The organism is Seonamhaeicola aphaedonensis (assembly GCF_003386195.1).
Lineage (GTDB): Bacteria > Bacteroidota > Bacteroidia > Flavobacteriales > Flavobacteriaceae > Seonamhaeicola > Seonamhaeicola aphaedonensis.
On the sequence record NZ_QRDX01000005.1, the window covers coordinates 1 to 17,800 of the forward strand.

Genomic DNA, 17,800 nt, shown 5'->3' on the forward strand with positions numbered 1-17,800 from the left:
GGGTTATATTTTGATAAAGATTGGACCTTCTTTGAAGAGTTCCTTATTGTAGAGCGCATTTGTGAGTATCCTAAACACTATTGGTTGCCTTTTGAAGCAAACCAAACACAGTTCTATGAAGGATTCCCACAAAACCCAGGGTGGTAAAACTTGATTAAATTTGTTTTAACTAATGCAAAATACTAAAGAAATAAAAATGAAGATAAATAAATTATATAGGTTGTACACCCTTGTATGTTTCGCCATGTTGTGCTTTTCTAGCATGGTGACTGCACAATCTGCAGGTACAGAGTTGTCGGCAACCGTGGTTGATGAACAAGGAAACCCTTTAACCGGAGTTAATATTTACGGTCCTGGAGGTTCTCGAGCATCTACTAACGACAATGGACTTTTCAATATAACATTACCTAACGATGAAATCGTAGTTGTTGAGAAAAAAGGTTACGAATCGCAATTTGTTAGTTTGTCTACAATTGCAGGTAATATTACGCTAGTAAAGTCAGACTTTCTGGCTTCAGAAGATGACGAAATAAACATGGGTGTTGCCACTAGAAATAGACGTGATATGGTTGGTTCTGTGTCATCGGTAAACACTAAAGATCGTTTAACGTATGATAATACCCAGTTTGTTAGAGATTATATTGCAGGTTTAACGGTAGGGGTAAGAGGAACTGCTAATGTTAGAGGTATAGGCAATGCACTTTTTGTAATTGACGGTGTTTTTGGTCGTGACCCTAATGTGTTGAACATGGAAGAAGTGGAGCAAATAACCGTACTGAAAGATGCCAATGCTGTGGCCCTATATGGTAGCCAAGGACAAAATGGTGTTATTGTTATTAATACAAAGCGAGGTAAGATAAACAAGAAAGAGGTTAATGTGAATGTGCGTTCTGGTATTAGAACACCTTTAGCGTTACCTAATTACTTAGATGCTGCTACGTTTATGGAATTGCGTAATGAAGCTTTTCTTAATGATGGGTTAGACCTAGATGTGGTTGGGTTTCCTCAAGAACAAATCCAAAATACAAGAAGTGGTTTAAATCCTATAGAATACCCAGATGCTGATTTGTATGATTTTATTCAACCATTTATAACTACCCATAATGTTATTTCTGAATTTTCAGGTGGTAATGACAAATCACAATATTATGTGAATGTTGGGTGGCTTTATAATGAAGACTGGATTAATATAAACGAAGATATCAATGCAGGAACCAATCGTTTTAACGTGAGAGGTAATATAGATTTTAAGGTTAATGATTGGATTACCAGTAGTATTGATGGTGTAGCTATTTTAAGTTCTGATAAAAGTTCTAGATCAAACTTATTAAATGCTAACACAACATTTTTACCGTTTGATTATGCGCCTTTAATTCCTGTAAGTCTTCTCGATACAGAAAATAATCCAGACCTTGCAACGTTATTAGCTGGTGCAAACGTTTTTGATGGTAATTTATTGGGTACAGCTCAACAAATTCAAGAAAATGCTCCTGTTGCACGAGCTATAGCTGGTGGTTATCAAAACAGAGTATTTCGTGTAACACAATTCAATAATGCTATCAATTTTGATCTTTCCAGAATTACGGAAGGACTGTCTGCAAAAACCTATATAAGTTTTGATTTCTTCGATACTTATACCACATCTATAGCAAATCAATACCGTGCCTATGCAATTACGGGTTGGGAAGATGGTAAAATAACAGGGTTACAAGATTTTGGTCAAGATAGAAGAGACCTTTCTGAAAATGTAGCCTCTAATGGATTTGTAACCAGAATTGGTATGTATGCATTGGTAAATTATGACAAAACCTTTGCTAAAAATCACTCTATAAATACAACGTTTTTAGGGTATTATAATTCTGAAAAAAGAGACGGCACTGTTCAAACAGATAGAGATTCTCATTTAGGGTTTCAATTGACCTATGACTTCAAGAAAAAATTATTTGTTGATTTTTCTGGAGCTTATGCACACTCGCTTAAATTACCTGAAGGCAACAGAGGCGGTTTTTCACCAACAGTTGGATTAGGTTATATTTTAAGTGAGGAATCATTTTTAAAAGATAGTAATTTTGTAAACTACCTAAAGTTAAAGGCTTCTGGAGGAATTATTAGTTCTGATAGAGGAATTGGAGGTTATTATCTTTACGAAGAAAATTATAGAGACGGTGCTTCTTTTGGTTGGGCAGATGGTTTATACTCTAACAGAAGACAAGATATAACCCAAGGAGGTAATCCTAATTTGGGATTTGAAGAGCGTATAGACCTAAATGTAGGTTTTGAAAGTTATTTAATGAACTCACTTTGGTTAGAAGCTAATTATTTTAGAACAGAATTGGATAAACAATTAGTGTTTTTAGCCGATCAATATCCGTCTTACTACAATACATTTAGACCAAGAGATAATTTTAATGCCGATTTGTATACTGGTTTTGAATTAGGGTTGAATTTTAATAAAACATTTAATGACTTTTCAATTGGTCTGGGAGCAAACGTTTTGTATAGTCAAACGGAAGCTACAAAAAGATCAGAAACCAATGAGTTTGCTTATCAAAATAGACAAGGACTTGAATTATCTTCAATATTTGGATATGAAGATCTAGGGTTCTACACACCGTCTGATTTTACAACGGATACAGAAGGAAATCTTGTTTTAAATAGTGGATTACCTGTACCAAACTTTGCAACGGTTCAACCTGGAGACATTAGGTATGCCGATCAAAATGGTGATGACATTATAGACCAAGATGATCAAATTGCTATAGGTCAGTCAGCTAGTCCATGGACCTATGGTGTTAATCTTAATTTAAAATATAAAAGATTTAATTTGTTTGTCTTAGGGACTGGGCAAACTGGAGGAGATGCTAACAAGTTAACTGGTTTTAGCAATTACTTTAGCCCAAATGGAACCGATAAATACTCTGAAGAGGTATTAGGACGTTGGACTCCACAAACAGCTAATACAGCAACATTCCCAAGATTATCATCTGGAGATAATCAAAATAACTTTAGAACATCAACGTTCTGGTTATACGATAACAGTTTTTTCAGAATTAATCGTGCACAGTTAACGTATGAGTTTACCGATGCGCTATGTGATAAAATTGGTGTTCAAGATTTTAGTTTGAATTTACAAGGAACTAACTTAATTGAAGTAGCTGAAAACAGAAGAATCCGTCAGTTAAACGTTGGTAGTGGGCCTCAGGCTAGATCATATACGCTTGGTATAAGAATGTCATTTTAATAAAATAAAAAATTAGATATATAAAATGAAAAATTTAATAAAATATATAGTAATTATATCGGTCTTTGCGGGCATAGTTAGCTGTGATACCATCTTAGAGCCTATTGATGAAAACAGATTGGACTATGACTTTGTGAGTTCTGATCCGGCATCTGCTGAAGGTATACTATTGAATGGCTATTCTCGTTTGGTAGATCAGTTTACATTTATTGAAGCTGCAACAGATGATGCTGTAAGTAACCAAAATTCTGATAATTTTAAGCGTATGGCGACAGAGCTAAATGCTCAGTTTAACCCTGCTTCACGTTGGAATAATTTTGAAAGTGTATTATGGGTAAACAAATTTTTGGAAATTATCAATGCTGGTGAGATTGTATGGTCTCCAAACGAAGAGATAAATGAAATGTTTTATATGCGTATGGAAGGTGAGGCACTTGCTTTGAGAGGGTTACATCATTTTTACGCTTTACAGGCACATGCAGGTTTTGGTACTTCTGGGCAATTGTTAGGAGTCCCTTATTTTACTGAGTTTATAGAGTCTGATGGTAATTTTAACACACCGCGTTTGTCTTTTGAGGCAACGGTTCAAGCTATCATGGCCGATTTTGATGCGGCGCTTGCCTTATTGCCTACAGATTATTCAGATGATCCAGGGGCTGTAGATCCAATATATCAACAATATGATTTTAATAATTACCAAGTTGTTAATGGTTCTTTCTACAACTTGAGAATTTCCGGTAGAATTGTGAAAGCACTAAAAGCACGCTTAGCTCTTTTTGCAGCAAGTCCATCATTCTTGAATGATCAGTCATATTACTCTATGGCGGCCTCATTCGCAAGTGAATTGTTAAATACAATTGGAGGTGTTTCTGGTTTAGCGGCAAATGGTCTTGATTATTACAAGGCCTATGATGAAGATAATGATGCCGAAATGATTTGGAGAGGTAATATACAAGGTAGTCCAAGTGCAGGCATAGAGAGACGTATGTTTCCACCTTCTGTAAATGGTAGTGGAGAAATCAATCCTACGCAAAATTTTGTAGATGCGTTCCCTATGCAAAGCGGATTCCCAGCAACAGCAGCTAATGGTTATGACCCACAAGATCCTTATGCTGATAGAGATCCAAGATTAGCTGAGTTTGTGGTGCTTAATGGAAGCTCTTTTGGAGGAGGTAATATTAATACTGGTGTTGGAGGAGGCATTGATAGATTAGATTCTATTCCTGAGTTCTCAACTAAAACAGGTTATTATCTTAAAAAAACATTACATCCTGGAGTAAGATTGAATGATGATGGTACAGCTGTTGGTCAAAGACACTATGATGTTTATTTCAGATATACAGAATTATTCCTAATATTTGCTGAAGCGGCTAACGAAGTTGGTGGACCAGACCAGCAAATAAATGGTATGTCTGCTCGAGATGTTATTGCAGCTATAAGAGAAAGAGCTGGACTTGACCAGCCAGATAATTACCTAGCCTCTATTACATCAAAAGAAGCTATGCGTAATCTTATTAGAAATGAGCGTCGTATAGAGCTTAGTTTTGAGGGACATAGATTTTGGGATTTAAGACGATGGGGCTTATCTTTAAATGAACCAGCTGCTGGTTATTTCTTTAATGGAAGTGATTATATTAGCATTCCCTCTGTAGAGGATAGAGATTATCCTTCATTATACATGCCAATCCCTAATGATGAAGTTTTGAAGTTTCCAGAAATAGAGCAAAATGCTGGATGGTAAAAGCATAATTTAAAAGAATTAAAACATATTTAACATGAAAATAAAATTAGTTATAGTTTTCGCAATGCTTTTAAGTATTCTGGCTTGTGAAAATCAAGAATTTGCAGTTAGAGATTTTGACTCTACCTCAGTCTATTTTCCATATCAAAGACCTGCTAGAACATTAGTTCAGGGTAACTACGACTTGGGATTTAACGATAACGACAACAATGGTAGATTTGAAATTGGTGTTGTGATGTCTGGAGTTTTTGAGAATAAGAGAGATAGAAGGGTGTTTTTTGAATTAGCACCAGAATTGATAGATGCCAATTTGTTAGGTGTCGATTCTGTAAATGTTCAAGCTTTACCGTCTTCTTATTATACTATAGAACAAACAAGTCCTGTGACCATTCCTGCAGGTTCTGTAAACGGACGCATTCCTATTCAGTTAGAAGATGCCTTTTTTGATGATCCTTTAGCTTTTGCTGAAGAAGGTGAAACACATTACGTGATTCCTTTAAGAATAACAGATTATGAAGAATTAGATTCTCTATTAACAGGTGTGCCTATTGTAAGTAATCCTATTAAAATATTAGATGATAATTGGAATCCACCTCCTAAGGATTACACACTTTTTGGTATAAAATTTATGAATAAATATCAAGGAATATATTTACGCCGAGGAGCAGATGTTATGACAAATGGTTCTGGTGAGGTGACTACTTCAGAGTATAGAGCAGAATTTGTGGTAGACGATGAGTTGACTGAGTTAATGACAACTGGGAGATCTAATGTAAGCTACTCAAATCGTGTACGTAGAGGAGAACTTAATAGCCCAGGAGATGTTAATATAGAATTACAATTTAATGGTGATGATACATGTATAGTAACTAGCGCTGATGGCGACTTATATAATGTTTCTGGATCAGGTCAATTTGTTGAAGATGGTGATGCTTTTGGCGGTGAGCCACGTGATGTAATCTATTTAGATTATTCTTATACTGATGCGGCAAATAATGAAACACATGCAGTTAAAGATACGTTAGTAATTAGAAATAGAAATGTGAAGTTTGAGCAGTTTGTCATAGAACTTACTACGAATTAATGATTTATCATCAAATTATACTTAGTTTATAACTAAACCAAAAAGCGAGGCATTAGCCTCGCTTTTTGGTTTAGTAGAATTTGAATAAAGTTAACTAAAAGTAGTGTGTCAAATTCTTGAATATATTAAGATTTTTTGCTATTTTTTTCATATTCAGGATACTACAGGATAGATTAAACTCTATAGTGCTTTATTTTTGTATTGTATTCGAGTTTAAATTTTTAGAGTAAGTAATATTATTTGAGTTAGTCACTGCTCTCCATGATAGGAATATTTCATCATGGAGAGTTTTTTTTGTTTAAATACCTATCTTATTCAGGATAGTGCAGGATAAAGCAAGCTTAGAAATAAATTAGTTTTATACACTATTAAAATTTTTAACCGTTAATAATAATTTAATGTCTAAAACCAATTTATTCTTCGGACTAATATTAGCAATTGTTAGCTTAAATGTTGGAATTGCTCAAGAAAAACCAAATATTATTTTTATTCTTACAGACGATCAGCGTTTTGATGCCATTGGCTATGCAGGTAACCAATTTGTTGAGACTCCTGAAATGGATAATTTAGCAAAATCAGGAACCTATTTTCATACGGCCATTGTTACTACACCAATTTGTGCAGCTAGTAGAGCGAGTATTTTTACGGGATTACATGAACGTACACATAACTACAATTTCCAAACGGGTAACATTAGGGAGGAATATATGGCAAATTCATATCCAACCTTGCTAAAGAATAATGGCTATTACACAGGTTTTTTTGGTAAGTATGGTGTGCGCTATAACGGTTTAGAGAAACAATTTGATGAATATGATGAGTATGATAGAAACAATCGTTTTAAAGACCGAAGAGGGTATTATTACAAAACTATAGACAATGACACGGTACATTTAACAAGATATACAGGGCAACAAGCATTAGATTTTATAGATAAAAATGCTACCAATGAAAAACCGTTTTGTTTATCCCTAAGTTTTAGTGCTCCACATGCCCATGATGGTGCCCCAGAGCAGTACTTTTGGCAAAATACCACTAATGGGCTTCTTCAAGATACTACCATTCCAGAACCAGCACTAGGCGATGATAAATATTTCCTAGCGCAACCTAAAATGGTAAGAGATGGTTTTAATAGATTACGTTGGACTTGGCGGTATGACACTCCAGAAAAATATCAGCATAGTTTAAAAGGGTATTATAGAATGATTTCTGGAATTGATTTAGAAATCAAAAAAATTCGAGAAAAACTTAAATCAAAGGGTATAGATAAAAATACGGTGATTATCTTAATGGGAGATAATGGTTATTTCTTGGGAGAGCGCCAATTTGCTGGGAAATGGTTAATGTACGATAATTCCGTTCGTGTACCATTAATTGTTTTTGATCCTAGAGTAGATAAACATCAAGATATTAAAGACATGGTACTCAACATTGATGTGCCACAAACCATTGCTGATATAGCTGGAGTAAAAGCGCCTGATACTTGGCAAGGAAAAAGTTTAATGCCTATAGTTAAACAAGAAACTAATAGTATTGATAGAGATACTATACTCATTGAGCATCTTTGGGATTTTGAACCTATTCCACCAAGTGAAGGGGTGCGTACAAAAAAATGGAAGTATTTCAGATATGTAAACGATAAATCTTTAGAAGAGTTATACGATTTAGAGAAAGACCCACAAGAGGTTAAAAATTTAATAGGTAAGAAAAAATACAAAGCTGTAGCCGATAAGTTAAGAGCTAAACTTGATAAACTTATTAAGAAAAACAGTGATGAATACCGTGCTGCACCAACAGATTTAACAGTTGAATTAATTAGAGAACCACAGTCTGATGTAGAAATTTTCGATTTAAAGCCTGAGTTTGGATGGACGGTACCTTTAGGTTCTAAATTCCAAGGGGCTTACCAAATATTGGTGGCATCAAGCCTAAAGAATATTAATAACAATAATGGCGATGTTTGGGATAGTGGAAGAGTAGCCTCCACAAAATCAACAGATGTTGAGTATGAAGGTAGTCCTCTAGAAATTGGTAAAAGCTACTATTGGAAAGTTAGAATTTGGGAGCAAGAAAACAGAGTAGTAGATTATTCTGAAGCTCAAAAATTCACCACAGGTAAAAGCGATAGTTATATCATTTCAACAGAGAATAAATATAACATTGAAAAGATAAAACCAGCCAAGTTTGAGAAACGCGGTGATGTGTATTTTATGGATTTTGGAAAAGCAGCCTTTGCAACGATTAATTACACTTATAATGCCAAAACAGCACATACGCTTAAAATAAGAATTGGTGAAATGCTGGATAATAATGGTAATATAAACAGAACCCCACCAGCCAAAAGCCATATTCGATATCAAGAAGTACTCGTTAACGTTGTGCCTGGTAAGACCGAATATCAAATTCAAATTTTGCCCGATACACGAAATACACTTCCTAATAAAGCTATTGCATTGCCTAAAGGTTTTCCTGTATTAATGCCGTTTAGATATGCTGAAGTAGAAGGGGCGCAAGAGCCTTTAAATTCAGATGATTTTGAGCAACTAGCACATTTTAGCTATTGGAACGAAGATGCTAGTAGTTTTGAAAGTGATAACGATATTTTAAATCAGGTTTGGGATTTATGTAAATACTCGATTAAAGCTACAACTTTCAACGGTTTGTACGTTGATGGCGATAGAGAACGTATTCCTTATGAAGCAGATGCTTACTTAAACCAATTAAGTCATTATACTACAGACAGAGAATACGCTATGGCAAGACGTACTATCGAGTATTTTATGGAGCATCCCACATGGCCAACAGAGTGGCAGCAACATGTAGCATTATTATTATATGCAGACTATATGTATACTGGTAATACCGAGCTTATAGAGCGTTATTATGAGCCATTAAAGCATAAAACACTTTATGAGTTATCAAATGAAGATGGATTGATTACCTCTACAAAAGTAGACGAGGCTTTTATGTATAAACTTGGTTTTAAACCTGGTTATCATAAACCTTTAACTGATATTGTAGATTGGCCATCCGCAGGTTGGGGAGGAGACCCAAATAACAAAGGTGAACGTGATGGATTTGTGTTTAAGCCATATAGCACGGTTATAAACGCATTTTTCTACGAAAACATGAAAATTATGGCGGATTTTGCTAAAATTTTAGGTAAAACGCAAGAAGCTTTAGATTTTGAATATAGAGCCGCTAAAGCTAAAAAGGCGGTTAACGAACAAATGTTTGATAAAGAACGCGGTGTTTATGTAGATGGGATTGGTACCGACCATTCATCACTACACGCCAATATGATGCCTTTAGCATTTGGATTAGTTCCTGAAGAATATTTTGATTCTGTAGTAGCGTTTGTGAAATCTAGAGGTATGGCTTGTAGTGTCTATGGCTCTCAATTCTTGATGGATGGCTTATATAATGCAGGTGAAGCAGATTATGCTTTAAAATTATTAGCAAGTACAGAAGAAAGAAGTTGGTACAACATGATTCGTGGAGGATCAACAATTACTTGGGAAGCATGGGCGTTAAGATTTAAAAATAATCAGGATTGGAATCACGCTTGGGGCGCAGTACCTGCAAACGCGATACCTAGAGGATTATGGGGTATAAAACCAAAAACAGCTGGTTTTGGTATAGCGACTATTAAACCACAAATGAGTAAATTGAAATCTAGTGAGATAACAGTCCCAACAGTTAGAGGACCCATAAAAGCGAGTTACAAGTACAACGGTGCCAGATTACAAACTTATGAAATTGAAATTCCAGGTAATATGGTGGCTGAATTTACGTTGAATGATTTAAATGGAAAAGATTTAATTCACAATGGAGAGAAAGTGCCTTCTGCTTTTGAATATATTAGATTGTCACCAGGTAAACATACGATTCAGCTTAAAATCAATTCGTTTTAATTAAGTAATGGCAAAACGTTTTTTCATAATTGTATGTGCTGTTTTAGTCTTATTTTCTTGTGAAAATTATAAAGAAGTAAACATTGATGGGGAATTAAAAAAATGGCATAGAGTTACCCTAAATTTTGAAGGTCCTCAAACTAGTGAGATGGATGAGAACAATCCATTTTTAAACTACCGTTTGGATGTTACTTTCAACAATGGGGAAGAAACTTTCGTAATTCCCGGATTTTATGCTACCGATGGCAATGCAGCTGATACCAGTAGCGATACTGGTAATATCTGGCAAGTTAGATTTATACCAAATATTACAGGAGAATGGACGTATGCAGTTTCTTTCAAAGAAGGCGAAAATGTTGCCATAACTGAAGATATTACTAATGCCTCCAGCGCTGGTTTTATGGATGGGCAAACAGGAAGTTTTGTGATTGCAGAATCTGATAAAACTGGTATAGATAATAGAGCAAAGGGTAAACTGGAATATGTTGGGGAATCCTATTTAAAATTTGCAGACAGCCAAAAGTATTTTATTAAATTAGGCGTGGATGCGCCTGAGAATTTATTGGCTTACACAGATTTTGATGTATCTACAAATGCACTCGGATTTCAAAAGGCTTGGGAACCACATGCCAAAGATTTTGAAGAAAGTGCAACACCTTATATATGGCAAGAAACTAAAGGTAAAAACCTACTAGGCGCTATTAATTATTTGGCAAGTGAAGAGTTAAATGTGTTTTCATTTTTAACCTTTAATGTAGATGGTGATGATAGAAATATCTTTCCGCACCTTTTGAAAGTGCCTATTGAAGACTATGAAAGGTATGCCAGTGTAAAGAAAAATAAAGAAGCCTGGGAAACCATGTTTCATAAAACCCGTTTCGATGTGTCGAAATTGGATCAATGGGAGCGTGTTTTTGAATATGCCGAAACTAAAGGCATGTTTTTACATTTTAAAACCCACGAAACCGAAACAGATCATTTAATGGACAAAGGTGTGTTTGGTACAGAGGGTAAATTATATTATCGTGAACTTATTGCACGTTTCGGGCATCATTTGTCCATGAACTGGAATTTAGGTGAAGAGAATAATCAACCTACAGAGGAAGTATTGAAAGTAGCTAATTATGTTTCAAAATTAGATGCGTATAAGAGTCATTTAGTGTTGCATACGTTCCCTAATAAAGACGATAGATACCATGATTTTGTTGGCGATAAATCCCCATTAACAGGAGCATCTCTCCAGTTAAGTCATCCAGAATTTATTGATGTTCATCCAAGAGTTTTAAAATGGCGAAACAAATCAAACGCCACAGGGAGAAAATGGGCGTTAGCAGTTGATGAACCAGGGAAAGCTAATATTGCACTGTTACCAGACGATGAAGACCCAGAGCACAATTATGCGAGAGGCAGAGCCATGTACGGAACACTGATGGCTGGTGGATATGGTGTTGAGTGGTATTTTGGCTATGCCAGTCCAAATTCTGATTTAACGTGTCAAGATTTTAGAAGCCGTGATTTATTTTGGGATCAAAATAAACATGCTTTAGATTTTTTCAACAACTATATCCCATTTTGGGATATGGAACCTAAAGATGATTTGATTACAAGTGAAGCCATAGCTTATTGTTTTGCAAAAATGGATGAAGTTTACGCAATTTATGTTGAAGCTAATGCAGATAAGGCAACATTAGATTTAGGGAATTCAGGAAAAACGTTCGATATAAAATGGTTTGACCCCAGAAATGGAGGCTCGCTTCAAGAAGGTTCGAATACTTCAGTAATTGCAACGGGTAATGCAGAATTAGGAGCTCCGCCATCTTCACCCGAAAAGGATTGGATTATTCTGATTCAAAAGATTTAGATAAGAAGTGTTTACTTCATTCGCAATGAACCAATATTGATGAATGAAGCTTAAAAAAGAAAACGCTTTATAGGTATGGCTTTATTTAGTCAGTTTTCTTTGGTAATAACATAACAGTACAGGACGGGTTTTGGTGTGCCCTAAATTATCTTTAGCTTTTAAATTTCATCTAGATAAAATACATGAATTCGAGCATTATCAATTGGGGAATTATTGGTTGTGGCGATGTTGCCGAAGTTAAAAGTGGTCCTGCTTTTCAGAAGCTAAAAGGTTCTTCCTTAGTCGCCGTTATGAGAAGGAATGAAGAAAAGGTAAAAGACTTTGCGAAAAGACATCAGGTGCCAAATTATACAACCAGTGCTTTAGAATTAATTAATGATAAAAGAGTAAATGCAGTTTACATTGCAACGCCACCTGCTTCACATTTAAGCTATACAAAACAAGCTATTCAAGCAGGTAAAAATGTCTATTTAGAAAAACCTATGGTACTCAATAGTAAAGAAGCTGATGAGCTTTTGAAGGTTTTAAAAGATAGTAATGTAAAAGTTACGGTGGCGCATTATCGTAGAAATTTACCTTTATTTATTAAAGTTAAAGAATTGTTAGATGCCAATGTAATTGGTAAAATATCTTCGGTAGAAATTGATATTGCACAATCTCAAAACGCCAATTTAATAGCTAAAACTGATGAAAATTGGAGACTTAATCCAGAAATTTCGGGTGGTGGTTATTTTCATGATATAGCACCACATCAAATAGATTTAATGTATCATTATTTTGGAGCTGTTTCTAAGATTACTAAGGGGAGTGTTCCCGAAGATACGAATCCGATGGACTGGGTTATTGGTGAAGTTCAATTTGAAAATGGTGTACATTTTAAAGGAAGTTGGAATTTTGCAGCTGAGGCAGATAGCGACAGGTGTGTAATAAAAGGGGAAAAGGGTGCCATAACATTTTCTTTTTATAGCGATGAAATAAGAGTTGAAACCGATAATAAAACGGAAACTTTCAATTTTGAAAATCCAAAACATGTGCAACAACCTATGATAGAACAAGTGGTAGGTTATTTTCTAGGACAAAATGAAAACCCATGTTCGGTAGAAGAAGCGGCAGTGGTGACTAAAATTATGGATACCTTTTGCGGAATTGAATAAGATCATGACTAGAGTTTTTAAAATAACAAATGGAATTATAGGTGCAATGTTATTGGTTGTAACATCCGTATGCTCGCAAAATCCAATAGTCCCAAACGTCGGGTTAAACGATCCGCATATTCATATTTTCAACGATACCGCTTACGTGTATGCTTCACATGACAAATCCATTAAAAACGATAAGTTTATCATGGAAGATTGGTGGGTGTGGTCCTCACCGGATTTGGTGAATTGGACCAAACGCAGTATTTTAAGTCCTAAAGATACCTATATTGGAAAAGAATTTTCAAGATGTTGGGCTACAGATGCGGCCTATAGAAATGGGAACTATTATTTTTATTTTTCCGAAGGGAACGAACAAACAGGGGTGGTAGTTGGAGAAACACCAGTAGGCCCTTGGAAGGATGTTTTAGGTAAACCACTATTGTCCTCAGATTTAACACCTACTCATGAATACGATATGGCCATTTTTGAAGACAATGGTGAACATTATATCATATTTGGTGTATGGGATTATTATATAGCTAAACTTAATGATGACATGATAAGTTTAGCAGAATCACCAAAGAAAATTGAAATTAAAAATCCACGAGGACCCTATAATCCATACGGCGAAAACAAAAAAATGCCAACAGACGATAAGCCTTTTGTGCATAAATATAACGGAAAGTATTACTTGTCTTGGGGTTGTTTCTATGCCATGGCAGATAATGTATATGGGCCTTATGATTACAAAGACACAGTTATAAAAGAAGAGAGTTTTGCCGTAGGCTTTGATACTCCAACATGGCCAAATGGTTTTTTACAAGGGCGTCATGGGTCCTTTTTTGAGTGGCACAACCAATGGTATTTTATATATTGTGATGTTAGCCAAACAGGAAATCGTTATTTTCGAGATAGCTTTATAAGTTATGTGCATTACAAAGACAACGGAGAAATGGCAATTATAAGAGTTGATGGCGTTGGTGTGGGAAATTATAATGCCAATAATAGTATTGAAGCCGAAGATTATTTTAAAGCCGAAGGCATCAAAAAAGTGGAAAATACATTAGGAGGATTTTCTATTCAACCATTAAAAGATAACAGTTATGTGATTTACCCTAATGTGAAAGGGTTGGATGATAAAACAGTGTTGGAGTTAGAAGTTTTATCAAGCGAGGCTAGTAAAATTGAATTAAGAGATTCTAATGCGGATGGTAAATTATTAGCAATCCTAGAAATACCTAAAAATGATATTTATACCTTTCAAAAAAGACAATTTGCTGTAAATGGTTTGCAGGATAAAACATCATTATGTTTTGTGTTTAAGGCAGATGCTTCTTTATCACTTAATAGATTCAAATTCAAAAATTAAAACTATACAAACATTCAATACTAATGAGAAAATTATTTTTTGTAGCACTACTATCAATTTTTGCTTCTTGTGATAAGGGAGATTCTAATCCCAAAGATTACAAAGATGCTTCATTATCTATAGACGAAAGAGTGGAAGCTCTTCTTCCAAAGTTATCACTTGAGGAAAAAGTGGCTCAAATGCGAATTTTTCACGCCAATATTGGCGCTAAGCATAATGAAGATGGGAGTCTTAAACTTTCCGATAAAGTCGTTGAAAAATTAAAACTAGGCATTGCAGGGATTAAAAATCCAGGCGAACATATTGATGCGGTTTCTGCGGCAAAGTTCAATAATAAACTACAAAAGTACATTATAGAAAATAACCGATGGGGTATTCCTGCGTTATTTGTAACCGAATCGTATAATGGTGTAGATGCTGAAGGTTGCACTAAATTTGGGAGGCCAATGACATCGGCGGCATCTTTCAATCCAGAGCTTGTTCAAAGACAATGGGATGTGGTAGGAAGAGAAGCACGTTTACGAGGCATGCACATGTGCCATTCACCTGAAGCGGATTTAGTGCGCGATCCAAGATTTGGACGTATGAGTGAGGCTTTTGGTGAAGACACCTATCTAACCACCCAAATGGTTAAAAATGCCATTATTGGAGTGCAAGGTAATTACGAAGGGTTGGGTAACGGTACCCATATTGGTGCGGTGGCAAAACACTTTGCTGCTTATGGGCAAGTACTTGGGGGGTCTAACTTTGCTGCTATCGAAATTTCGCCAAGAACGTTAATTGATGAAATATATCCGCCGTTTGAAGCGGCTGTTAAAGAAGCTAACACTCTGGGGATTATGGCATCTCATGGTGATATCAACGGTGTGGCCTCTCACGGTAATCCAGAGTTGCTCACAGGTGTTTTAAGAGACCAATGGGGCTTTGAAGGTTATGTGGTTTCAGACTCTAATGACATTGCTCGTCTTCATTATTTTATGAATGTAGCAGAAACTCCAGAAGATGCTGCGAGAATGGGCTTAGAAGCAGGTATTGATATCGATTTATATGCTGAGGATTCGTATGCCTATCTTCCAGAAATGGTTAAGAAAAACCCGGAATTGGAAAAGTTAATTGATAGATCTGTAAGACGTGTTTTAAGAACAAAATTTATTCTAGGCTTGTTCGATAATCCTTATATAGATATTGAGGCAGTTAAAAAAGGTAATAGAGCAGAAGCGTCTTTAGAATTAGCAAAAGAATCAGATTTAGAGTCGATAATACTTCTTAAAAACGAAAACAATACATTACCACTTAACCCAAACAAATCCACCAAAGTTGCACTGTTAGGGCCACTTGTTAAAGAGAATACTCAAGAGATGTTTGAATCTGTAGTAGATGATAATATTAAATTTATTACAGAAAAGGGATTCCATTTAACAGATGAAAAAGGTGGAGAACCTAAATTGTTGGAAAGAGATGGTAAAGCTTTAGATAAATTGATAAACATTGCTAGAAGTTCCGACGTTGTTGTTTTATTTTTAGGAGGTGATGAGTTTACATCAAAAGAAGCCTTCTTTAATCATGCTTTAGGTGATAGAGCAACTATAGATCCTGTAGGTCCACAGGATGAATTAGTAGAGCGTGTAAAAGCATTAGGTAAACCTGTTATTGTAGTACTAAAACATAGAAGAACGTTGTCTATTAATACCATTGCAAAACAAGCTGATGCTATTTTAGACACTTGGGATTTAAGTGAATTTGGTGATGAATCAACCGCCAGAATTATTTTTGGAGAAGTGTCGCCTTCGGGTAAATCGCCTGTAACCATTCCAAGATCTATAGGGCAATTGCCTTTTCATTATAGTATGAAGGAAATCAATTATAAGAAGGAATACTTATTCCTTGGTAAAGGACCATTATATCCGTTTGGTCATGGTTTAAGCTATGCCAATTTTAAATATTCTGATATTAAAATTTCAAATTCTGAAATGACACCAGATACTGAATTAGAAGTGAGCGTAACAGTTACAAATACAAGCGATGTTAAAGCCAAGGAAGTAGTTCAAATGTATATTAAAGATGAGATAGGTTCGGTTACTCGTCCAGATAAAGAGTTAAAAGGCTTTGAGAAAATAGAACTCGACGCAGGAGAAAGTAAAACCGTTTCATTCACGATAACACCAAAAATGTTAGAATTTACAGGCATTTCAATGGAAAAAGTTTTAGAAGCAGGAGATTATACGGTTATGGTAGGAACTTCTTCGAAAGATTATTTAGAAACTACATTTAAACTAAAAAAATAAATATCATGAATAAAACCATTTTAACATTAGTAGCGGTAGTGTTATTATTCAACTGCTCTACGGCTCAGAAAGTAACACCAGTAGAAGCTCCAAAAGTAGTTTCAACAATTGATAAGTCCGATATAAAAGCATCAATGATTAAAGCTTTAGAGTGGCAAGAAGCACACCCAATTTTTGCTATATCACCAACCGATTGGACGGCAGGAGCTTATTATGTTGGTGTTGCTAGAGCGCATAAGTCCACCAATGATATGATATACATGGCAGCCTTAAAAAATCAAGGGTATTGGAACAATTGGCAAACATATAAACGTTTACATCATGCTGATGATGTGGCCATTTCATACAGTTATATTTATATAGATATGAAGGGCGGAAGAAGAAATTTTGTGGACTTAGAACCAACCAAAAAATTCTTGGATGCACATCTATATGATGACGATAATTGGAAAGCAGGTACTGATAAAAGCAATATGGGTAAAACCATTTTGTGGTGGTGGTGTGACGCCTTATTTATGGCGCCTCCGGTTTTAAACTTGTATGCAAAACATACTAAGCAACCCAAGTATCTAGATGAGATGCATAAGTTTTATATGGAAACTTATAATCAGCTTTATGATAAAGAAGAACGTTTATTTGCAAGAGATATGCGTTTTGTTTGGCAGGGCAACGATAAAGATACTAAAGAACCAAACGGTAAAAAAGTATTTTGGTCTAGAGGTAATGGTTGGGTATTTGCTGGTTTAGCCTTAATTTTAGATGATATGCCAACAGATTATGAACACCGTCCGTTTTATGAGAATCTGTATAAAGAAATGGCTGATAAAATACTAGAAATACAACCAGAAGACGGTTTATGGCGAACTAGTTTGTTGTGTCCGGAGTCTTACGATCACGGTGAAGTAAGTGGTAGTGGCTTCCATACCTTTGCTTTAGCTTGGGGTATAAATAATGGTTTATTGGATAAGAAGCATACGCCGGCAGTTAAAAAAGCGTGGAAAGCACTTAAGGCCTGCCAACATGAAGATGGTCGCGTAGGCTGGGTACAGAATATTGGTGCCTTCCCAGAGCCAGCATCGGCAGATAGTTGGCAAAACTTTGGTACCGGAGCCTTTTTAATGGCAGGTAGCGAAGTTTTAAATTTGGATTAAAACTATAATTTTCAT

The 17,800-nt window shown here is 35.5% G+C and carries 9 protein-coding genes; all 9 read left to right on the forward strand.

The features are described from left to right. Positions 1–196: 196 nt before the first annotated feature. The 9 genes from DFQ02_RS09235 (at position 197) to DFQ02_RS09275 (ending at position 17,785) form a co-directional block, all read left to right on the forward strand. On the forward strand, positions 197–3,241 hold the full coding sequence (locus DFQ02_RS09235) for a SusC/RagA family TonB-linked outer membrane protein (RefSeq protein WP_181896384.1): 3,045 nt from the start codon (positions 197–199) through the stop codon (positions 3,239–3,241). Between the two features lie 25 nt (positions 3,242–3,266). Then, positions 3,267–4,982 carry a RagB/SusD family nutrient uptake outer membrane protein gene (locus DFQ02_RS09240; RefSeq protein WP_116524150.1) on the forward strand — a complete coding sequence of 572 codons (1,716 nt, stop codon included), beginning with the start codon at positions 3,267–3,269 and terminating at the stop codon, positions 4,980–4,982. Between the two features lie 34 nt (positions 4,983–5,016). Further along, positions 5,017–6,066 (forward strand): DUF5627 domain-containing protein, encoded by a 1,050-nt coding sequence (locus DFQ02_RS09245; protein ID WP_116524151.1) that lies wholly within the window; start codon positions 5,017–5,019, stop codon positions 6,064–6,066. A 398-nt stretch (positions 6,067–6,464) separates the two neighbouring features. Next, entirely contained in the window at positions 6,465–9,980 is a 3,516-nt protein-coding gene (locus tag DFQ02_RS09250) for an alpha-L-rhamnosidase-related protein (RefSeq protein ID WP_116524152.1), read from the forward strand. Positions 9,981–9,987: 7 nt separating this feature from the next. Further along, on the forward strand, positions 9,988–11,841 hold the full coding sequence (locus tag DFQ02_RS09255) for a DUF5060 domain-containing protein (RefSeq protein WP_116524153.1): 1,854 nt from the start codon (positions 9,988–9,990) through the stop codon (positions 11,839–11,841). A gap of 182 nt (positions 11,842–12,023) precedes the next feature. Beyond that, complete coding sequence (locus tag DFQ02_RS09260; RefSeq protein WP_116524154.1) at positions 12,024–12,995, forward strand: Gfo/Idh/MocA family protein; 972 nt, start codon at positions 12,024–12,026, stop codon at positions 12,993–12,995. A 4-nt stretch (positions 12,996–12,999) separates the two neighbouring features. Beyond that, complete coding sequence (locus tag DFQ02_RS09265; RefSeq protein WP_245940246.1) at positions 13,000–14,349, forward strand: family 43 glycosylhydrolase; 1,350 nt, start codon at positions 13,000–13,002, stop codon at positions 14,347–14,349. 23 nt (positions 14,350–14,372) lie between these two features. Continuing rightward, positions 14,373–16,634, forward strand: coding sequence for a glycoside hydrolase family 3 N-terminal domain-containing protein (locus tag DFQ02_RS09270; RefSeq protein WP_116524155.1), 2,262 nt, complete (start codon positions 14,373–14,375; stop codon positions 16,632–16,634). Between the two features lie 5 nt (positions 16,635–16,639). Beyond that, a complete protein-coding gene (locus DFQ02_RS09275) occupies positions 16,640–17,785 on the forward strand; it encodes a glycoside hydrolase family 88/105 protein (RefSeq protein WP_116524156.1) in 1,146 nt (381 codons plus the stop codon). Positions 17,786–17,800 lie beyond the last annotated feature (15 nt).